The 20,433-nt window shown below is 62.6% G+C and carries 20 protein-coding genes; 10 read left to right on the top strand and 10 right to left on the bottom strand.

All coding sequences use genetic code 11. The annotated features are described in order from the left end of the window. Positions 1-5 precede the first annotated feature (5 nt). The 3 genes from rsmG to mnmE all read right to left on the bottom strand — a co-directional run bounded on the left by rsmG (position 6) and on the right by mnmE (position 4,362). Positions 6-641, bottom strand: coding sequence for a 16S rRNA (guanine(527)-N(7))-methyltransferase RsmG (rsmG, locus tag ACWTU8_RS15755; RefSeq protein ID WP_455848874.1), 636 nt, complete (start codon positions 639-641; stop codon positions 6-8). Then, entirely contained in the window at positions 638-2,512 is a 1,875-nt protein-coding gene (mnmG, locus tag ACWTU8_RS15750; RefSeq protein WP_455848873.1) for a tRNA uridine-5-carboxymethylaminomethyl(34) synthesis enzyme MnmG, read from the bottom strand. Before mnmG ends, rsmG begins: the two co-directional genes overlap by 4 nt. Positions 2,513-3,027: 515 nt before the next feature. After that, on the bottom strand, positions 3,028-4,362 hold the full coding sequence (gene mnmE / locus ACWTU8_RS15745) for a tRNA uridine-5-carboxymethylaminomethyl(34) synthesis GTPase MnmE (RefSeq protein ID WP_455848872.1): 1,335 nt from the start codon (positions 4,360-4,362) through the stop codon (positions 3,028-3,030). A 63-nt stretch (positions 4,363-4,425) separates the two neighbouring features. On the opposite strand from mnmE, the gene ACWTU8_RS15740 reads away from it, so the two are divergent. Further along, a complete protein-coding gene (locus ACWTU8_RS15740; protein WP_455848871.1) occupies positions 4,426-6,444 on the top strand; it encodes a thioredoxin domain-containing protein in 2,019 nt (672 codons plus the stop codon). Positions 6,445-6,469: 25 nt separating this feature from the next. On the opposite strand, the gene rho is transcribed toward ACWTU8_RS15740, so the two are convergent. From rho to hemE, 3 genes are all read right to left on the bottom strand, one after another. Further along, positions 6,470-7,735, bottom strand: a complete 1,266-nt coding sequence (rho, locus tag ACWTU8_RS15735; protein ID WP_027153631.1) for a transcription termination factor Rho — start codon at positions 7,733-7,735, stop codon at positions 6,470-6,472. Positions 7,736-7,998: 263 nt separating this feature from the next. Then, positions 7,999-8,541 carry a protoporphyrinogen oxidase HemJ gene (gene hemJ, locus ACWTU8_RS15730; RefSeq protein WP_029348031.1) on the bottom strand — a complete coding sequence of 181 codons (543 nt, stop codon included), beginning with the start codon at positions 8,539-8,541 and terminating at the stop codon, positions 7,999-8,001. Beyond that, complete coding sequence (gene hemE / locus ACWTU8_RS15725; protein ID WP_455848870.1) at positions 8,538-9,566, bottom strand: uroporphyrinogen decarboxylase; 1,029 nt, start codon at positions 9,564-9,566, stop codon at positions 8,538-8,540. The genes hemJ and hemE overlap by 4 nt, the downstream gene beginning before the upstream one ends. Positions 9,567-9,969: 403 nt before the next feature. Between hemE and ACWTU8_RS15720 the strand changes: the two genes are divergently transcribed. From ACWTU8_RS15720 to dnaQ, 5 genes are all read left to right on the top strand, one after another. After that, the gene (locus ACWTU8_RS15720; RefSeq protein ID WP_455848869.1) at positions 9,970-10,791 is read left to right on the top strand and encodes a pyruvate, water dikinase regulatory protein; all 822 of its coding nucleotides are present in this window, start codon (positions 9,970-9,972) and stop codon (positions 10,789-10,791) included. Positions 10,792-10,960: 169 nt separating this feature from the next. Beyond that, positions 10,961-11,560, top strand: coding sequence for a Maf-like protein (locus ACWTU8_RS15715; protein ID WP_029348037.1), 600 nt, complete (start codon positions 10,961-10,963; stop codon positions 11,558-11,560). Beyond that, the gene (locus ACWTU8_RS15710) at positions 11,553-12,401 is read left to right on the top strand and encodes a shikimate dehydrogenase (protein ID WP_287331231.1); all 849 of its coding nucleotides are present in this window, start codon (positions 11,553-11,555) and stop codon (positions 12,399-12,401) included. Before ACWTU8_RS15715 ends, ACWTU8_RS15710 begins: the two co-directional genes overlap by 8 nt. Before the next feature lie 11 nt (positions 12,402-12,412). Further along, on the top strand, positions 12,413-13,015 hold the full coding sequence (gene coaE, locus ACWTU8_RS15705) for a dephospho-CoA kinase (protein ID WP_455848868.1): 603 nt from the start codon (positions 12,413-12,415) through the stop codon (positions 13,013-13,015). 85 nt (positions 13,016-13,100) lie between these two features. Further along, positions 13,101-13,820, top strand: a complete 720-nt coding sequence (gene dnaQ / locus ACWTU8_RS15700; RefSeq protein WP_455848867.1) for a DNA polymerase III subunit epsilon — start codon at positions 13,101-13,103, stop codon at positions 13,818-13,820. Positions 13,821-14,018: 198 nt separating this feature from the next. Here the strand turns inward: dnaQ and secB are convergent, their stop codons facing one another. After that, positions 14,019-14,519 carry a protein-export chaperone SecB gene (gene secB / locus ACWTU8_RS15695; RefSeq protein WP_029348040.1) on the bottom strand — a complete coding sequence of 167 codons (501 nt, stop codon included), beginning with the start codon at positions 14,517-14,519 and terminating at the stop codon, positions 14,019-14,021. A 170-nt stretch (positions 14,520-14,689) separates the two neighbouring features. Further along, positions 14,690-15,190 carry an FxsA family protein gene (locus ACWTU8_RS15690; protein ID WP_455849075.1) on the bottom strand — a complete coding sequence of 167 codons (501 nt, stop codon included), beginning with the start codon at positions 15,188-15,190 and terminating at the stop codon, positions 14,690-14,692. Positions 15,191-15,389: 199 nt separating this feature from the next. Between ACWTU8_RS15690 and ACWTU8_RS15685 the strand changes: the two genes are divergently transcribed. Genes ACWTU8_RS15685 through ACWTU8_RS15670 form a run of 4 tightly spaced genes read left to right on the top strand, consistent with a single transcriptional unit; the run spans position 15,390 to position 18,160 of the window. Further along, positions 15,390-16,091: a Tim44/TimA family putative adaptor protein gene (locus ACWTU8_RS15685; RefSeq protein ID WP_065006492.1), complete on the top strand. Its 702-nt coding sequence runs from the start codon at positions 15,390-15,392 to the stop codon at positions 16,089-16,091. Between the two features lie 23 nt (positions 16,092-16,114). Then, the gene (gene mltA / locus ACWTU8_RS15680; RefSeq protein WP_455848866.1) at positions 16,115-17,236 is read left to right on the top strand and encodes a murein transglycosylase A; all 1,122 of its coding nucleotides are present in this window, start codon (positions 16,115-16,117) and stop codon (positions 17,234-17,236) included. Continuing rightward, positions 17,233-17,763, top strand: a complete 531-nt coding sequence (locus ACWTU8_RS15675; protein ID WP_029348044.1) for a Smr/MutS family protein — start codon at positions 17,233-17,235, stop codon at positions 17,761-17,763. The genes mltA and ACWTU8_RS15675 overlap by 4 nt, the downstream gene beginning before the upstream one ends. Before the next feature lie 28 nt (positions 17,764-17,791). After that, the gene (locus ACWTU8_RS15670) at positions 17,792-18,160 is read left to right on the top strand and encodes a helix-turn-helix domain-containing protein (protein ID WP_455848865.1); all 369 of its coding nucleotides are present in this window, start codon (positions 17,792-17,794) and stop codon (positions 18,158-18,160) included. A 7-nt stretch (positions 18,161-18,167) separates the two neighbouring features. Here ACWTU8_RS15670 and ACWTU8_RS15665 read toward each other — a convergent pair whose 3' ends face one another. Together ACWTU8_RS15665 and ACWTU8_RS15660 are read right to left on the bottom strand one after the other, a co-directional pair. After that, positions 18,168-18,782: a transglutaminase-like cysteine peptidase gene (locus tag ACWTU8_RS15665; protein ID WP_127314014.1), complete on the bottom strand. Its 615-nt coding sequence runs from the start codon at positions 18,780-18,782 to the stop codon at positions 18,168-18,170. Positions 18,783-18,954: 172 nt separating this feature from the next. After that, positions 18,955-20,232 carry a polyhydroxyalkanoate depolymerase gene (locus tag ACWTU8_RS15660; RefSeq protein ID WP_455848864.1) on the bottom strand — a complete coding sequence of 426 codons (1,278 nt, stop codon included), beginning with the start codon at positions 20,230-20,232 and terminating at the stop codon, positions 18,955-18,957. Between the last annotated feature and the right edge of the window lie 201 nt (positions 20,233-20,433).

The raw sequence follows: 20,433 nt of genomic DNA, 5'->3' as shown, positions 1-20,433 counted from the left end.
CGATCTCAAGTCAGTGGGCGCAAATCAGACAGTTCGAGGATGACGCCATGAGCGTCGGTCGCGCTGGCATGTTCTACCAGATCGAATGACCATCGTTGAGCGCTTTCTGCCACTTCGGCGCGGTAATCCCGGCCTTTGTGGAACAGGCCGCACGCGCCCGCCGTCAACCACGGCGCCGACAGTTCGAGCAGGACCGGAAGCGACGCCAGCGCCCTGGCCGTGACGATTTGTGGCGTCGAAACAAGCGGATAGACGTCGTCAATGCGCCGCGCGATGATGCGGGCAGGCAGGTTGAATTGGCCGACGACCGCTTGCAGGAATGATGCCTTTTTCCGATTGCTTTCAACCAGATCGATGCTGGCGCCGTCACGCTCGGCGAGCAGAAAGGCAAGGACCAGACCGGGAAAACCGCCGCCCGAGCCCAGATCGACCCAGCGCTTCGCCTCCGGTTTGATTCGCGCAAGCTGCGCACTGTCAAGGATGTGCCGGCGCCAGACATCGTCCTGCGTCGACTGCGCCGCCAGGTTTATCCGGCGGTTCCATTTCTGGAAGACCGTCTCGAAGTCGATCAGACGGTCGAATGTTTCACGTGAAACCGGGCCCGCAGCCTCTTGCAGGCTTGCCCATGAGGCAGCGCTCACGCAACATTCCTTCGCGCGGCGGCCTCGGCGTTGCGGACATGCGCGACGATGATCGCCAGCGCCGCCGGCGTCATGCCTTCCATCCGCTGTGCATCGGCTATGGAACGCGGCTGGCGCGCCAGCATCTTCTGCTTCAGCTCGTTGGACAGGCCCGGAACAGAAGCAAAATCGAGCGAGGTCGGGATCAGCCGGCTCTCCTCATGCCTGATCTGGGTGACATCCGCCTGCTGCCGGTCGAGATAGACCGAATATTTCGCTTCCGTTTCGAGGCGTTCGGCCGTTTTGCCCTCGATTGCCGCAAACTCCGGGACGATTTGGGCGAGCCAGGCGACATCGACACCCGGATAGGCCAGCAACTCATAGGCGGAGCGGCGCACACCGTCCCTGTTGATTTCGAGTCCATGACGCGCCGCTTCGTTGGGGGTCATGGTCGTGCCAACCGCAAGCTTGCGCGCCTTTTCTAGCTCCTGCACGACATCGCTAAACCGTTGCATCCGTTGCCGCGAGGCGATCCCGAGCTTCGTGGCCAGCGGCGTCAGCCGCTCATCGGCGTTGTCGGCCCGCAGCGACAGCCGGAACTCGGCCCGCGAGGTGAACATACGGTAGGGTTCGGCGATGCCGCGGCTGGTCAGGTCGTCGACCATCACCCCGATATAGGCCTCGGTGCGGCTGAGCACGACCTGATCGCTTGCCGATGCCTGCCGCGCGGCGTTGAGGCCGGCGAGCAGCCCCTGCGCCCCGGCCTCCTCGTAGCCGGTCGTGCCGTTGATCTGCCCGGCGAGGAAAAGACCACCAATCCGCTTGGTTTCCAGCGTCGGCTTGAGCTCGCGCGGATCGACATGATCATATTCGATGGCATAGCCGGGCTGCAGCATGACAGCATGCTCCAATCCCGGAATGGTTTTCAGAATGTCGAGCTGCACGTCCTCTGGCAGTGAGGTCGAAATGCCGTTCGGGTAGACGGTGTCGTCGTCCAGCCCTTCCGGCTCCAGAAAAATCTGGTGGCCCTCGCGGTCGCCGAACTTGACGATCTTGTCCTCGATGGACGGGCAGTAGCGCGGCCCCATCCCTTCGATCGAGCCGGAATACATGGCGGAACGGCCCAGATTGGCGCGGATCAACTCATGCGTCGCCGCGGTCGTGCGCGTAATGCCGCAATGGATCTGCGGGTTGGCGATGCAGTCGGTCATCAGCGAGAACGGCACCGGATTATCATCCGCTGCCTGGCTCTCCAGCGACGCCCAATCGATCGTCCTGCCATCCAGCCGTGGCGGTGTGCCGGTCTTCAGCCGCCCGAGCTTGAAGCCCGCGCGCGCCATGGTGGCGGATAGGCCGAGGCTGGCCTGCTCGTTCATCCGGCCGGCAACGATCTTCTTCTCGCCAATATGGATCAGCCCGCGCAGAAACGTTCCGGTCGTCAGCACCACGCCGCCGCAGGCAAGCCGGCGGCCATCGGCCAGCAGCACAGCCTCTATGCGGCCATTGACGATTTCGAAATCCAGGACCTCGCCCTCAACCACGTCGAGACCGGCCTGCTCGCGAATCGCCGCCTGCATGGCGAGCCGGTAGAGCTTCCGGTCCGCTTGCGTGCGCGGCCCGCGCACGGCGGGTCCCTTGCGGCGGTTGAGCAAACGGAACTGGATGCCGGCGGCGTCAGCGACGCGCCCCATCAACCCGTCCATGGCGTCGATCTCGCGAACCAGATGCCCCTTGCCCAGCCCACCGATCGCCGGATTGCAGGACATCACGCCGATCGTCTCGAAGCGCAGCGTCACCAGAGCCGTTTTGCCACCGGCGCGCGCCGCAGCGCTGGCCGCCTCGCAACCAGCATGGCCGCCGCCCACCACAACCACATCATAGCGATCGGTCATTTCAGAATCCCGAATTCAAGTCGACCGACACATGTCGCCGACAGCCTGCGCTGTCAAGGACGCTCGACGAATCGTTTCACGTGAAACAATGCAACTGATGCGCTGGCACTGCGATCTTGGCGGGCGGCGACCAGTCCATCGCGGAGTATCGCGAACTTCGGAGATTGGCCAAGGTATCCCCTTCGTCATCCTAGGGCGGAGCAGGAGCGAAGCGACGTCGCGGAGACCCTGGGATTCCATGCCGTTACCTGACGGCCGTGCACCGGGACCCGAACAGACTGCCCGGCAGCGGCGTTGCGAACGCAACCGACATTCCAAGCCGCCGCATTCTTCGGCTGGCGTTACGACATGGATCCTGGGGCCTGCCTCGCGTTCGCTCCGCCCGAGGATGACGAGCCATGGAGGGCCTACGCCGATCTCAGACGTGAGGGGCCGAGACCGGTCTCCTCCTGCCGCAACGCTCAGCGTTTCACGTGAATCACCGAAGCCGGCCGGCCTGCAATGTTTCACGTGAGTCACTTGCCGATACAGAACTGCGCAAAGATGACGTCGAGCATGTCCTCAACATCGACGGCACCGACGATCCGGCCGAGCCTATCCGCTGCGAGCCGCAATTCCTCGGCCCGCAGCTCCTGCCCGCGCTCATCGCTCCTCACTGCAGCAAGCAGGAAGCGTTTCGTCTCGTTGAGAAGCTCGACGTGCCGCAGCCGCGACGGCAGGATATCGCCTACCTGGCCAATTTGCGCCGCGGCGCGATGGCCGATCTCCGCCAGCAACTCCGCCAGCCCCGTACCGTCCCTGGTCGAGACAACCGCATCATAAGGTGTCCCAAGCAAGGACGCCCGCGGCTTGCCTTGCAACAGATCGACCTTCGTCCCGACCCTCAATGATGGAACACCGGCCGGCAGTGCGCCCGCTGCAATCGGCTCCGCCATATCCTCCAGCACGAGCAGCAGATCGGCGGTTCCGGCCTTGCTCCTTGCCCTTTCGATGCCAATCGCCTCGATCCTGCCAGGCTTCTCCCGAAGACCGGCAGTATCCGTCACTCTTATGCGCATCCCCTCCAGGTCCAGCACCACTTCGAGCAGATCGCGGGTCGTGCCGGGCTCTTCCGTGACGATCGCCGCCTCGCGCCGGGCCAGTGCGTTGAACAGGCTTGATTTGCCGGCATTCGGCGCCCCGAGGATGACGACCTCGAACCCATCGCGGATGATTTCGGCGGCCCGGAACCCCCGGACATGACGTTCGATCTCGTCGATCATCGCCCACACGTCCGACCAGACCGTCTCTGCAACGGAACCCAGCACATCATCTTCATCGGCAAAATCGATCTCGGCTTCGATCATCGCCCGCGCATGGATGAGCCGACGGCGCCAGCCCAAATAGAGCTCGCTCTGCACACCCTCGGCATTCTGAACGGCAAAGCGCCGCTGTGCCTCCGTCTCGGCGTTGACGAGATCGGCCAGCGCCTCGGTCTCGACCAGATCGACCTTGCCGTTGAGAAAGGCGCGCCGAGTGAATTCACCCGGCTCGGCATGCCTGACACCGTCAAAGCCGGCGATCGTCTCCAGCATCTTTGCCACAACGGCGCGCCCGCCATGGACATGGAATTCGGCGATATCTTCGCCAGTGAAGCTGTTGGGGCCGGCAAAGAGAACGACCAGGGCGCTGTCTAGCACCGATCCGTCGGGCGTCCTGAACTTCCGATAGGTCGCAACACGGTTCTCAACCATGGAACCGGCAATTGTTTCGATAACGAATCGACTTTGTGGGCCGGAAATGCGGATCACGGCAACGCCGGCGGGCAGGCGACCGCTCGACAGGGCAACAATGGAATCACCTGAAATCATTTGCCGACCCAGCACAACCGCCCTAGCTTCGCTTATTCATCGACAATTGCCGAGTTATCGACCGTGACATTGCCCGCGCAAAATCTGCTTGCCGAAGAGGCCAGCCCCTATCTGCAGCAGCATAGCGGCAACCCTGTGCATTGGCGGGCATGGTCGCCGGCGTCGCTCGCCGAAGCAAGAACGCTTGAGCGGCCAATCCTGCTCTCGGTCGGCTACGCCGCCTGCCATTGGTGCCATGTCATGGCCCATGAGAGCTTCGAGAACGACGACGTCGCCGCCGTCATGAACCGTCTCTTCGTCAATATCAAGGTGGATCGCGAAGAGCGGCCGGACATCGATCAGATCTATATGGCGGCGCTGTCCTCGATGGGCGAGCAGGGCGGTTGGCCGCTGACCATGTTCCTGACGCCGGATGGGAAGCCATTCTGGGGCGGCACCTATTTTCCGCGCGAGGCACGCTACGGCCGTCCGGGGTTCGTCCAGGTACTCGAGGCGGTCGACAAGGCGTGGCGGGAGAAGAAAGAAAGCGTTAACCAAAGCGCTGACGGGCTGACCACGCATGTCGAGGCGCGGCTGGCCGGCTCGCATGCCAGGGCCGTGCTCGACCGCGACACGCTGGCGACACTCGCCAACGGCATCGAAGGCATGATCGACAGGGATTTGGGCGGCCTGCGCGGCGCGCCCAAATTCCCCAATGCGCCGTTCATGCAGACGCTCTGGCTGTCCTGGCTGCGCGATCGCCACACAGCCCATCGCGACGCCGTCCTGCTCAGCCTCGAAAAGATGTTGGCGGGCGGCATCTACGATCATATCGGCGGCGGCTTAAGCCGCTACTCGACCGACGCCGAATGGCTGGTGCCGCATTTCGAAAAAATGCTTTACGACAACGCCCAGCTCATTCGGCTGTGCAATTGGGCCTATGCCGCGACCGGCAACGAATTGTTCCGGGTACGAATCGAAGAGACGATCGGCTGGCTCTTGCGCGAGATGCGCGTCGACGGCAGTGCATTCGCTGCCAGCCTCGACGCGGACAGCGAGCGCGAGGAGGGACTGTTCTACACCTGGAGCAAGGATGAGATAGAAACCGCTCTTGGCGACGAATCAGCTTTATTTTTCAAACACTTTACAATTGTCGCCCCGCACGGCTGGGAGGGCAAGCCGATCATCCACCAGACCGGAGCCCAGCAAACGCAAAGCGTGGCCGATCGCGACGGGCTCATTCCCTTAAAGGAAAAAATGCTAGCAGCCCGGGAGCAGCGCGTCAGACCCGGGCGTGACGGAAAAATCCTGACCGATTGGAACGGCCTGGTCATCGCGGCTCTCGCCGAAGCCGGTCGTTCCCTGAAACGGATCGACTGGATCGAGGCGGCGGAGCAGGCCTTCGCGGCCATTGCCAGCGCGGGTCGAGACAGTCGCTTGCCGCATTCGATGCTTGGCGCAAAGAGGCTTTTCCCGGCGCTGTCGAGCGACTACGCCGCCATGGTCAACGCCGCGATCTCCTTGTTTGAAGCTACCGGCACATCGAGTTACACCGAGCTGGCCGGCCAATTCATCGCGCAGCTCGATCAATGGCATAGCGATGAGAACAACACCGGCTACTACCTCACCGCGTCGGACAGTGCCGACGTGCCGATCCGTATCAGGGGCGATGTCGACGAGGCTATCCCGTCAGCCACCGGCCAGATCATCGAGGCCATGGTCCGGTTGTCCTCGCTTTCGGGCGATCTTGAATTACAGGAAAAGACCTGGAAGGTCGCCGAACACGCGGCCGGCCGTGCGGCGCATCAGGCATATGGCCAGGCAGGTATCGTCAACGCCTGCGCCTTGGCGATCGAGCCGTTGAAACTGGTGCTGGTGGACGACCAAGAGAACCCCGGGCTTGTTCCGGTTGCGAATCGAAATCCGGACCCCCGCCGGGTCGACACTATCGTGTCGGTCGGCTCGGCGACAAACCTGGCGACGCTGCCAGGCGGCGTTTTGCCGCCAACGATCGAGCCCGGCGCCTGGCTGTGCACCGGGCAGGTCTGCCTACCGGTGATAACGGACGCTGAGGAGCTCGAGCGGCAGTTGCGGCGCGGATAGGTGAGGGGCTGCCTCGCCTGATCCCTTACGTGTTCATCGAATCGAAGAAATCCGCATTCGTCTTGGTCTGCTTGAGCTTGTCGATCAGGAACTCGATGGCGTCGGTTGTGCCCATCGGCGCCAGGATGCGGCGCAGCACGAAGATCTTCTGCAAGTCCTGGCGCGCGACCAGAAGGTCTTCCTTGCGGGTGCCGGACTTGAGGATGTCCATGGCCGGGTAGATGCGCTTGTCCGCCACCTTGCGGTCGAGCACGATTTCCGAATTGCCGGTGCCCTTGAACTCTTCGAAGATGACCTCGTCCATGCGGCTGCCGGTGTCGATCAGAGCGGTGGCGATGATGGTCAGCGAGCCGCCTTCCTCGATGTTGCGGGCTGCGCCGAAGAAGCGCTTCGGCCGCTGCAAGGCATTGGCGTCGACGCCGCCGGTCAGCACCTTGCCGGATGACGGCACGACGGTGTTGTAGGCACGGCCGAGGCGGGTGATCGAATCCAGCAGGATGACGACGTCGCGCCCGTGCTCGACCAGGCGCTTCGCCTTCTCGATCACCATTTCGGCGACCTGGACGTGGCGCACCGCCGGCTCGTCGAAGGTCGAGGAGACGACCTCGCCCTTCACCGAGCGCTGCATATCGGTGACTTCCTCCGGCCGCTCGTCGATCAGCAGCACGATCAAATAGCATTCCGGATGATTGGTGGTGATCGAATGGGCGATGTTCTGCAACAGCACCGTCTTGCCGGTTCGCGGCTGCGCCACGATAAGGGCGCGCTGGCCTTTGCCGAGCGGCGCCACCAGGTCGATGACGCGCGCCGAGATGTCCTTCGAGGTCGGAACGTCCATTTCCATCTTCAGCCGCGAGGTCGGATAAAGCGGCGTCAGATTGTCGAAATGGATCTTGTGGCGGATCTTTTCGGGGTCGTCGAAATTGATCGTGTTGACCTTGAGCAGCGCGAAATAGCGCTCGCCTTCCTTCGGGCTGCGGATCGGGCCTTCGACGGTATCGCCGGTCTTTAGCGAGAACCGGCGGATCTGCGACGGCGAAATATAAATATCGTCGGGGCCCGGCAGGTAATTGGCATTGGCCGAGCGCAGGAAGCCAAAACCGTCCTGAAGCACTTCGACCACACCGTCGCCGATGATCTCGATATCCTGGGTCGCCAGCCGCTTCAGGATTGCGAACATCAGCTCCTGCTTGCGCATCACACTGGCGTTCTCGACCTCGAGCGATTCGGCATAAGCGATCAGCTCTGGCGGTTTCTTGTTCTTGAACTCGGTGAGTTTCATTTCTTGCATCATTAGACGGACTCTGAGTGACTAAGCATGGGGAAAATATCGGCGGGATGCGACAAATGCCGGGCGCGGCCGAAGCGATGAAATGGGGCGGCGCATGACGGGAAGGAAGACCCGTCTTTTATCGTCGGTCGACTAAAAGAGCAAGCCGCCTTTTGTGAGCGCCGCGCGTCTCTCTCGACGCGCAAAGGACGCTGTAAGACTTTTTGAGTTCCGCATCGTCCTTTCCGAAAATCGATCCCGATTTTCGGGTCGATGCGGTGGCGTCAAAACGGCTTCACGATGACCAGCACGACGATGACGATCATCAGTAATGTGGGGAACTCGTTGACGATCCGCCAGTGCCTCGCCGGTTTTTCATTGCGGTCCTCGGCGAATTTGCGCACCGCGCCGGCCAGATAGCCATGAACGGCCGAGAGCCCGAGCACCGCGGCGATCTTGGCATGCAGCCATCCGCCCTGAAAACCAAAGCCTTTCCAGGCCAGCCAGAGCCCGAATACCCAGGTGATGATCATGGCCGGATTGATGATGCCGCGCAGCAGCCGGCGCTCCATCACCTTGAAGGTTTCCGACTGGACGGAGCCTTTCTCCGCATCGGCATGATAAACCAGCAGCCGCGGCAGATAGAGCATGCCCGCCACCCAGGAGATGACGGCAATGACATGGATCGCCTTTGCCCAGGGATAGAAATCATCTGGCCCAAACAGGAACAGAAGCCCAGCCAACACGAGGAAAACCGCAATCGCTATCGCCGCGCGGCGCATTGCGCCAGCACCACCTTCCGCGGTGCCATTCCCCATCATCGTCATGATGCGCTCCGCACCAGTTTCACCATCGCCTCGACATGCGCAATCGGCGTTTCCGGCGTGATGCCGTGCCCGAGATTGAAGATCAGCGGTCCATCGCCCAGTGCTTTCAAGATAGCGTCGACGCCGTCGGCTAGAGCCTTGCCGCCGGCCACCAGCCGTAACGGATCGAGATTGCCCTGTACGGCGCCGTCGCGCTGCAGTTCCTTTGCCGTCGTCAACGGCACGGTCCAGTCGAGCCCCAGCCCCGTCACGCCGGTCTTCTGGCGATAGCTCCGGTAGTGGGCGCCGGCGCCCTTGGGAAACCCGATGATCGGAACGTTGGGATGCACGGCCCGTACCTGCCTGACGATCTCCGCCATCGGCCCGACACAAAAGGCCTCGAAAGACACTTCGTCGAGCACGCCGGACCACGAGTCAAAAACCTGCACCACATCGGCGCCTGCTTCGATCTGGCGGATGAGATAGGCGGCCGAGTGATCGACAAGTACGTTCAGCAGCTGCAGGAAAGCCGCCGGCTCGCGATAGGCGAACAGCCGCGCCGGCGCCTGGTCTGAGGTGCCGTGGCCGGCGATCATATAGGTCGCCACCGTCCACGGCGCGCCGCAGAAGCCGATCAGCGTCGTCTCATCAGGCAGTTTTGTCCGCAGCCGTCTAACCGTCTCGTAGACCGGTTCGAGATTCACGTGAAACGTTTCGCCGTCGAGAGCCGGAATCTCCGCCCCCGAGATCGGCGTCAACAGCGGCCCGCGTCCCTCCTCGAAACGCACGTCGCGGCCCAGCGCATGCGGCACGACCAGAATGTCGGAAAACAGGATCGATGCATCGAAGCCAAAGCGTTCTATCGGCTGCAGCGTTACCTCCACAGCAAGATCGGGATCGTAGCAAAGATCGAGGAACGATCCGGCCCGCCTGCGTGTCTCCCGATATTCCGGCAGATAGCGGCCGGCCTGGCGCATCATCCAGAGCGGCGGCGGAAACGCAGCCTTGCCCTTCAACACGTCCAGCATAATCCGGTTTTCGGGCATTCAGCGCTCGCCTCTCCAGGCTTCTCTATAATTAAATATTCTATTTCTAGGAATCTTATGATTCTAAGAGTCTGTTGGTATCGGTGGTTGTCTCCTGTCCCGCTTTACCCCGGAAAATGCCAGCCAGCATATTGTCGCGTGCTTCTTCTGCCGGATAGGAGGGGATTGGGGACAGTTGGAAATTTCGGATTTGAATCAACGCGTAATGGGCCGCGCAAAGAAAACTGGCCTGTGGATGAGGCAGAGTCAAAAAAGCCCGTCCCCGAACTTGTCCCCAGCCGCCCGACGAAGCCGACAGCGCATCGAATTGTGGACAAACTGGCATCTGATACAGTCGCCTCCGACCGGCCGATCTTTCCGACCAACCTTATCCACATCGGCCCACAGCTTGGAACGAACCCCTGTGAACAAACCCCAGAGCTTCTTTCACCTTCACCTGATTTCCGATGCCACCGGTGAAACGCTGCTGGCGGCCGGCCGCGCGGCCTCCGCGCAATATAAGGATGCGCGCGCCATCGAGCATATCTACCCGCTCATCCGCACCGAAAAGCAGGTGACGAAAGTGTTCGAGGACATCGAGGAGGAGCCGGGCATCGTCCTCTATACGGTCGTCGACCAAAAGCTCGCCCGCGGTATCGACGAACGCTGCGCCGCCATGGGCCTGCCTTGCGTCTCCGTGCTGGAACCGGTGCTGACTGTGTTCCAGTCCTATCTCGGCACGCCGGCCGGCCGCCGCGTCGGCGCCCAGCATGTTCTCGACGCCGAATATTTTCGCCGCATCGACGCGCTCAATTTCACCATGGAGCATGATGACGGCCAGCTGCCCGCCAATATGGACGACGCTGACATCGTGCTCGTTGGCATTTCGCGCACCTCGAAAACACCGACCAGCATCTATCTCGCCAATCGCGGCATCAAGACCGCCAACATCCCGATCGTGCTCGGCGTGCCGGTACCGGAAAGCTTGGTCAACGCCACGAAACCGCTGATCGTCGGGCTGATCGCCACCGCCGAGCGCATCTCTCAGGTCCGCCAGAACCGCATCCTCGGCAACACCAGCGCCTACGAGCCGACCGACTATGTCGACCGCGCCGCGATCGCCGAAGAGCTCGCCTATGCCCGCCAGATCTGCACCCGGCATGGCTGGCCGATGATCGACGTCAGCCGCCGCTCGATCGAGGAGACGGCGGCAGCGATCGTTGCCCTGCGCGGCAAGACGCGCTAGGGCGTGTGATATTTAGGTGATGCCGGCCTGCAAACGGCGGCTTCCAGCGCTTCCGGGGCTTACGTACGAAAAGTACGCTCCGCTCCGGTTCTCGGAAGCCACCATTTTCGGCTCGGCCTGACCTGAATCTCGACACACCCTAGTGAGCGTCAGGAATCGGGCGGTAAAAATGGCCGAAAAAATCATCCTTGCCTCGGGCAGTCCGTTCCGCAAGGCGCTGCTTGTCCATGCCGGCGTGCCGGTCGAGGCTGTTCCGGCGGAAGTCGACGAGCGCGCGCTTGAGGCGCCTCTAAACGACAGCGGTATCTCGCCTGAAGACGTCGCCTTGGTGCTTGCCGAGGCCAAGGCCACCGAGGTCAGCGAGCGAAAGCCCGGCGCCCTGGTGCTTGGCTGCGACCAGACACTGTCGCTCGGCGACGAACTGTTCCACAAGCCGGTCGACATGGAAGGCGCGCGCCGCCATCTCTTGGCGCTGTCGGGAAAGACCCATCAGCTCAACAGCGCCGTGGTGCTGGCCCGCAACAGTGCGGTTCTGTGGCGGCATGTCGGCATTGCCAGCCTGACCATGCGAAAGCTCGATCCGGCCTTCATCGGCCGCCATCTGGCGCGGGTCGGCGCCAAGGCGCTGTCCAGCGTCGGCGCCTACCAGATCGAAGGCGAAGGCATCCAGCTGTTCGAAAGAATAGAAGGCGACTACTTCACCATCGTCGGGCTGCCGCTTCTGCCCGCTCTGGCCAAGCTGCGTGACCTCGGCGCCATCGATGGCTGAGGCTGCGAAAAAGGCATTCGTCACCGGCCACCCGGTCGCGCATTCCCGGTCGCCGAAGATCCACTCCTATTGGCTGGCGAAATACGGTATCGACGGCAGCTACCGGGCCATCGACGTCGCGCCCGAGGCTTTTGCCGAATTCGTGAGAACGCTCGAGGCGACTGGCTACCGTGGCGGCAACGTCACCATCCCGCACAAGGAGGCCGCCTTCGCGCTGGCGACGCACCGCGACGATGCGGCCGAACAGATCGGTGCCGTCAACACGCTGTGGTTCGAGGGCGGAAGTCTGTGCGGCGGCAACACCGACGCCCATGGCTTTGCCGCCAATCTCGACGAGCATGCACCGGGCTGGGCCGCAAATAGCCCGGCCGTGGTGCTCGGTGCCGGCGGCGCCGCCCGCGCGGTTATCCATGCGTTGATGGAACGCGGCATCAGTGACATCCGCATCGTCAACCGAACGCTCGCCCGAGCCGAGGAATTGCGCCACCGCTTCGGCGCCGGCGTCTCGGCCCATGGCACGCACGCGACCGGCGAGCTGCTTGCCGATGCCGGCCTGCTGGTCAACACGTCAGCGCTCGGCATGCATGGCCATGAAGGCCTGTCCGCCGATCCCCGCAGGCTGCCGGACCATGCCATCGTCACCGACATTGTCTATGTGCCGCTGGAAACGCCATTGCTGGCCGCAGCCAAAGCGCGGGGCCTGAAGACCGTAGACGGCCTCGGCATGCTGCTGCACCAGGCGGTGCCCGGCTTCGAGCGCTGGTTCGGCATCAGGCCGGAGGTCACTGCCGAATTGCGGCAGATGATCGTCGCCGATCTCGGTGCCCAAGGAATGACTTAGGAGTGAAAGGCATGATCGTGCTCGGCCTCACCGGATCGATCGGCATGGGCAAGTCGACTACGGCCAGGATGTTTGCCGAAGCCGGCGTGCCCGTCCACGATTCGGACGAGACTGTGCATCGCCTCTACGCCGGCAAGGCGGCTCCGTTGGTGGAGGCGGCTTTTCCCGGAACCACAAAATCCGGGTCGGTCGATCGCACGAAGCTGGCCGAGCGGGTGCTCGGCGATGCCGCGGCCTTGAAACGGCTGGAAGCGATCATCCACCCGCTGGTCCGCGCCGACGCCGACGCCTTCCTGGCTCGGAACCGTGCCGCCAGCGCGCCGCTTGTCGTTCTCGATATCCCGCTGCTGTTCGAAACCGGTGGCCGCGACCGCGTCGACAAGGTCGTGGTCGTCACCGCCTCGGCCGAAATCCAGCGCGCCCGCGTGCTGGCGCGGCCGGGCATGAGCGAAAAGAAGCTGGCGTCGATCCTGGCCAGGCAGGTTCCCGACGCCGAAAAGCGCAAGCGCGCCGATTTCATCATCGACACTGGACAGGGCTTCGATGCGGCGCGCGCGGCAGTCAATGCGATCGTCGCCGAACTGGTGGGGGATAAGGCCGGCAAGCCTGCTTAACGCGCTTGCATCGGGCGGAATATGTTGCCAATTTGTTCCCATAATGATTCGGCTGTAATAACGCCGGACCCAACGGAATGATTCGATGCGCGAGATCATCCTCGACACGGAAACCACTGGTCTCGATTTCCGCGATGACCGCGTCATCGAGCTTGGCTGCATCGAGCTGGTCAATCGGTTCCCGACCGGCCGCACCTTCCACCATTACATCAATCCGCAAGGACGACCGATTCATGCGGAGGCGCAGGCCGTTCATGGCATCAGCGCCGCCGATCTCATGGGAAAGCCGACCTTCAGCGACATCGCCGATGATTTTCTTGCCTTCATCGACGGCGCCAAGCTGGTCGCCCACAATGCGACTTTCGATATCGCTTTTCTCAATGTCGAATTCGGCCGGCTTGGCCATCCGCTCGTTGACCCCGGACTTGTCGTCGACACCCTGGCGCTGGCGCGCCGCAAGCATCCGATGGGACCCAATTCGCTGGACGCGCTCTGCCGGCGCTACGGTATCGACAATGCCCGTCGCACCAAGCACGGCGCCTTGCTCGATTCGGAATTGCTGGCCGAGGTCTATATCGAGCTCATCGGCGGCAAACAGGCAGCCCTCATCCTCGACAGTGCCATGCCGCCGGTCGGCGGCAGGAGAAATGTCGACGATATCGACATCAGCATCGGCGCTCGGCCGATTGCACTGCCGTCTCGCCTGACCGCCGCAGAGCGTAGCGCGCACGCGAGGATGGTCGGCACATTAGGCGAAAACGCGCTCTGGCTGCGCGTCGCCGCGGAAGCAAGTTCCGCGGCATAGCGATTTTGACGGGTAGGAAGGCGATCGGCAGCGAACGTCGATTGTTTCGTTCCGTGGTAATCTCCAAGGTCTGCGACCCGCCACTGAAATTGGCCGCTGGAACGATCGGCTTCCGACCTGTCAGGATCGAGGAGCTCGTCTCAAAGCAAAAAAACCCGGCGCGAGGCCGGGTTCTTCAAAGGCTGCGCAACACCAGTTTCAGCTCACCTTGACCTTGCCGGCGGCCTGGTCCTCAGCCAGCTTCTGCTGGAACATCTGCGCGAAATCGATCGGATCGAGCATCAAGGGCGGGAAGCCGCCATTACGCGTCGCCTCGGCGATGATCTGCCTGGCGAACGGAAACAGCAGCCGCGGGCATTCGATGAACAGCAGCGGCAGCATGTGCTCCTGCGGGAAGCCGCTGATGGCGAAAACGCCGCCATAGACCAGCTCGACGTTGAACAGCACTTCCTTGTCGAAGGACGCCTTGGCGTTCAGCGTCAGATTGACGTCGAACTGCTTGTCCGAAAGCGGGTTGGCGTTGACATTGACGTTGATGGCGATGCCAGGGGCCTTGTCGCGGCCGCGCAGCGAGTTCGGCGCGCCGGGGCTTTCGAAGGAAAGGTCCTTCACATATTGGGCAAGCACATTGAGCGAGGGCTGCGTCGCGTCGCCGTTGCCACTGGCCGCGCCGGTCGGCGCGTCGTCTTTGCTGGCCATAAGCCTTTGTCCTTTTGCCTGGGCAGCGTTGCTGACCGGATTGAAATCGGGCGTTCGCTACCATGGCCGGCATGACAAGACAAGGTTTGCCGACCTACTCGTCCCGGAGGCGTTTCGCCGACCTACTCGTCCCAGAGGCGTTTGCCGACCCTACTCGTTCTCAAGGCGAGCTACTCGTCCTTGAGGCGGCGCCATGGAGAATCGTGATCCGGGCCGCGCTTGTAGTCGTCGCCGCGCGAATAGTCGCTGTCGTCAAGGTCGATGGTCTTGTCGCGTTGCCGGGCCCTGAACCCGCCGGTGCTGAAATTGGTCGCCAGCACGATGCGGCCTTTCAACAGGCGCCAGGTAAGGTCGCGAACCGGCGGCAGGAACAGCAGAATGCCGAAAATGTCAGTAATGAAGCCGGGAATGATGAGCAGGATCGCGGCCAGCACGATCATGGCGCCATGCGCGAGCTGGCGGCTTGGATCACGGCCGGCGTCCATCTCGGCCCGGACCCGGGTCATGACGCCGAAACCCTGGTATCGCAACAACAGCGCGCCGGCGATGCTCGAAGCCAGCACCAGGCCGACCGTCGCCAGGGCGCCGACCTGGCGGCCGACAACGACGAAACCAGCGATCTCCAGCAGCGGAAGCGCGAGGGTGAACAGGGGAAGCAGCGAAATGCGCAAATCTTGACCGATCGTTTCCATGTTTTGCCGGCCTGCGGGCAATCGCCGCTGGCACTGGCTCTTTTAGATAGGTATGCCTGCCTTTAATTTGAATGATTGCACCTTGCGTTCTATATGCTTTGGATGTTGAACGCTATGCGACCGCAGCCATTGCCTGGCCGGGCGGTCCGGCCGGAGTAGGGATTGATTGGCGGAAGATATGGGATTCTTCGACTTCGGCACGATTTTCTTTCTGGTTGCGGCGGTTGTGATCTTTTTCCAGCTGCGCAATGTGCTCGGCCGCCGCACCGGCAGTGAGCGCCCGCCCTTCGATCCCTATACGGCGGGCCGGACGCGCGACGACACCCAGAAGCCGGAGAATGTGGTCTCGCTGCCGCGCAAGCGAGCGCCGGGAGAGCCGGCAATCGACGCCTATGCGGCGATCGACGCCTTCGCCAAGCCTGACACCGATCTCAACAAGGGCCTGCGCGCGATCAAGGACAATGATCCGGCATTCGACCCGAAGACCTTCGTCGATGGCGCCAAGATGGCCTATGAAATGATCGTGATGGCCTATGCCGATGGCGACCGCAAGACGCTGAAGAACCTGTTGTCGCGCGAGGTCTATGATGGCTTTGTCGCGGCCATCGGCGACCGAGAGGCGAAATCGGAAAAGATCCAGTCCTCCTTCGTCGGCATCGACAAGGCCGACATCGTTTCCGCCGAGATGAAGGGCAGCGAGGCGCATATCACGCTGCGCATCGTCAGCGAGCTGATTTCGGCGACGCGCGACAAGGCCGGCGCCGTCATCGACGGCGATCCCGAAACCGTCGCCGAGGTCAAGGATGTCTGGACCTTCGCCCGCGATACGCGCTCGCGCGACCCGAACTGGAAGCTCGTCGCCACCGAAGAAGAAGACTGAGCCCGGACCACGGCGAGGCTCCGGTGTCGCTATCTCAGGCGTTCCGCGAAAAATCCTTTGACGATCTGCCCGGTTGGGACGAGGACGACCATCTGGCCGCGTTCGCGGCTTTCCGGCGCTCGGCTTTTCATGTCCTGACAAAACCCTATCGCTCCGGCGGGCTCGGCGTCGATTTCAATGCCTTCACCGAGGCCTACGCTGCAGCCCGCACCGTTTCGCCAACCGACCGGGCGCAAGCCCGCGCCTTCTTCGAGCATCATTTCATCCCGGCGCACATAGGGGGCGAAAGCGGCGGCACCGGCCTCGTCACCGGCTTCTATGAACCGGTGGTCGACGCTTCATCGGTGCGAACCGAACGATTTGCGGTGCCGCTGCTGTCGCGCCCGGCCGATCTCGTCGACATCGACGACGTCAACCGGCCGCCCGGCATGGATCCCTATCTCGCCTTCGGCCGCGCCACGCCGAACGGGCCGGTCGAGTATTTCGACCGCGGCGAGATCGAGCGCGGCGCGCTCGTCGGCAAGGGTTTGGCTGGCAAGGGTCTGGAAATCGCCTGGCTAGCCGACAAGATCGACGCCTTCTTCATTCACGTGCAAGGTGCAGCCAGGCTCACCATGACCGACGGCCGGTTTTGCCGCGTCACCTATGCCGCCAAATCCGGCCAGCGCTTTACCGGACCCGGCAAGATCCTGAGTGAATTAGGCGAAATCCCGCTCGAAGCGGTGACCATGCAGTCGGTCCGCGCCTGGTTCAAGGCGCATCCGGATCGCATCGACGAGATCCTGTGGCGCAACCGCTCCTACATTTTCTTCCGCGAGGCGGCTGTCGACGACCCGGAACTCGGGCCGATCGCTGGCGCAAAAGTGCCGCTGACGCCGGGCCGCTCCGTCGCTGTCGACCGTCTGCTGCATACATTCGGCACGCCGTTCTACATCGATGGGCCGTCGCTGACCGCTTTCGACGACAAGCCGTTCCGGCGACTGATGATCGCGCAGGATACCGGCTCGGCCATTACCGGGCCGGCCCGCGGCGACCTGTTCGCCGGAACGGGACATGCGGCCGGCGAGATCGCCGGCGTTGTCCGCAACCCTGCCGATTTCTACGCGCTGATACCGCGCCCGCTTGTACCGGGAGCGGGGCGATGACCCGGCGCATCGACAGGCTGAGCGAGGACGATCGGGTCCTTTGGAACCTGGTGGCGCGCACGGCCAAGCCGCTGAAGGGCAAGTCCGCCAGCGACATCCCGGCTATCGGCCCGGACGTCGGTGATGACACGAAGCCACCGCCGCGTGTCCAGGCGATGGCTCCTGCCGCGGCCACGAAAGCAAAGGCGCAGCATGTCTCGCATGTGATCGACGAACCGACGCTGGAAAAACTGTCGAAGGGCCGATTGCCGATCGAAGGCCGCGTCGACCTGCATGGCCTGAGCCAGGACGAAGCCTATTCGCTGCTGTTTTCCTTCCTGCACCGGGCGCATGCCGGGGGCATCCGTTATGTGCTGGTCATCACCGGCAAGGGTTCGTCGTCGGGCGGCGACGGCATCTTGCGGCGCGCCGTGCCCGCCTGGCTGTCGACACCCGCTTTCAGGCCGCTTGTCTCCAGTCACGACCATGCTGCCCGCAACCATGGCGGCTCGGGCGCGCTCTATGTCCGCCTGCGGCGTGGGCGCTAATGAGGATGCACCCCATGAGGATGCACTTGTGACCCCGTTCGGCGAAAAGCTTCGCGCCCTGCGAAGCCAACGCGGTGTCAGTCAGAAGGCCATGGCCGAGGCGATCGGCGTCAGCGCCGCCTATCTGTCGGCGCTGGAGCATGGCCGCCGTGGCGCGCCGACCTGGACGCTGGTCCAGAAGATCATCGGCTATTTCAATGTCATATGGGACGATGCCGAAGAACTCGAGCGGCTGGCGGACACCTCGCACCCACGGGTGAAGCTCGACACGTCGGGCCTCAGCCCCGCTGCCACCGAGCTTGCCAATGTTCTGGCCGAAAACATCGAAAAACTCGACGAAGCGGAGCTTCGCCGCATCACCGCATCGATCCGCGCCGCGCTGAGGCAGCCAAAGTGACGGCCTGCTACTGAACCGCGCCAACCAGAACCGGCTGGCCATCGCGGATCGAGACCCAGCGGCCGGTATTGTCGATCGCCTGCCGCTTGAGGAAGCGATAGCCGGTCCGGTCCCACGAGCGGACCTTTCCGTCCAGATTGTCGAGGACGTAGTCGCCCTTGCTTGTGCGCACGGTCAGCACGGCGTGGCCCTCACCGTCCGGCTTGCGCACGACGGTCATCAGAAGATTGGCGTAGGAAACGCCCAAGCGGTTCAATTCGCGGCGCTTTTCCAGGACATAGTCCTCACAGTCGCCAACGCCCTTGACGGGATAGGCCCAGACCTCGTCCTTGCCATAAATGTCGATGTCGCTTATCGGCTTGACGGCGGCGTTGACCCTGGCGTTGACGCTGAGCATCTTGCGCCAGAGCGCACCGCTCATGGTGGCCGGGGCGAGATTGCCCGGATGGATCGAGCATTCGGCCGGACTGGTCTTGCAGAAATCGTAATGGCCGATCGGCTGCGATGTCGGCCCGCCGGTTGCCATTGGTCCCGCCGAAGCCGCCGTAGACCAGCCTGCCGCAAGTGCCAGCCCTAACAGGGCGCACGCGCGCAGCCTTCTCGCCATTGGTGAGGAAATCATTGTCCCCCTCGTCCCTTGTTGTTAATGAAAGGTTAAGGGCGATCTACAGTCCCTGTCAATTATACCAACGGCCAGATTTGCGACATGGTTACCCGCGCGGCCGAAACAGCGGCTATTGTGCAACAGGTCGACTTGAACTGGGCTGCCATCCGGGACTCACAAGGCTACATCTTTACTTTTTGGCGGTGCGAACCAGCTTCGGCCTCACCGCAACGCGGGTCTGGCGGCCATAGCTGGTGATGAAGTCGACGATGCGCGGCACGATTTCGGAGCGGAAGCGCGAGCCGTTGAAGACGCCGTAATGGCCGACCGCCGGCTGCATGTAGTGAGCGTGCCTGTCCGCGGGGATGTTGATGCAGAGGTCGTGCGCGGCCTGGGTCTGGCCGAGACCGGAAATGTCGTCGTTCTCGCCCTCGACCGTGAACAGGGCGACATTGCGGATATCGGAGGGGTCGATGGCGACGCCGCGATGCATCATTTCGCCCTTGGGCAGAGCATGGCGGACAAACACCGTGTCGACCGTCTGCAGGTAGAACTCCGCCGTCAGATCCATCACCGCCATATATTCGTCATAGAAGTCGCGGTGCTTTTCAGCATTGTCGCCATCATGCTTGACCAGATGCATGAAGAAGTCCTTGTGGGCGATGATGTGGCGGTCGAGATTCATGCTCATGAATCCCGAAAGCTGCAGGAAGCCGGGATAGACCTCACGGCCGAAGCCGGGCACCGGCCACGGCGCCTGCATGATGACGTTGTCGCGGAACCAGTCGATGCCCTTTTCCTCGGCCAGAAGGTTGACCGCTGTCGGATTGCGGCGGGTATCGATCGGCCCGCCCATCAGCGTCATCGTCGAGGGGACGAACGGGTCGCCGCGCGTTTCCATCAGCGCCACCGCCGCCAGCACCGGCACCGAAGGCTGGCATACCGCCATGACATGGGTATCGGGTCCCAGCGCATGCAGCATGTCGATGATGTAGTCGATGTAGTCGTCGAGGTCGAAGCTGCCATCCGCCAGCGGCACCATGCGGGCATCGACCCAGTCGGTGATGTGCACATCGGCATGGGGCAGCATCGCCTCGACCGTGCCGCGCAGCAGCGTCGCATAGTGGCCGGACATCGGCGCCACGATCAGCAGCTTCGGATCAGGGCGGCGGCCGGCGGGGGTCGCCCGCTCGAAACGGAGGAGATTGCAAAACGGCCGCGACCACACCGTCTTTTCGGTGACATCGACGCTTTTCCAGTCGACCACCGTCTTGGTCAGGCCGAATTGCGGCTTGCTGTAGCGGCGCGTCGTGCGCTCGAACAATTCGGCCGTTGCCGCGATCGAGCGGCCCCAGGACGTATGCGTGAATGGATTGAGCGGATTGGTGTAGAACATACGCATCGCATCGGCATAGAGGCGGGCCGGTTGCACGGCGGCGTGGTTCAATTCGTAGAACTGGTAGAACATCGAGAACCCCGCTGCTGCGACCGAAGGGACGACAGCAGTGCCGAGCCTTGAATCTCGCGGGGAGGTTAACAACAAACTGCTGCGATGCAATACGTCAAGTGCCGTGATTTATGCTGATACTTTCGTCTAAGGTGTTGAAAACCGGCTTGAACGGCGGCAGCCGGCTTATTGTGCGGTTGCGAAGGCGTAACGAGGCAAGGC

The sequence above is a fragment of the Mesorhizobium sp. BHbdii genome (genome assembly GCF_053848045.1).
Note: the sequence above shows the minus strand (reverse complement) of the source record. Positions and strands in the feature narration are given on the sequence as shown.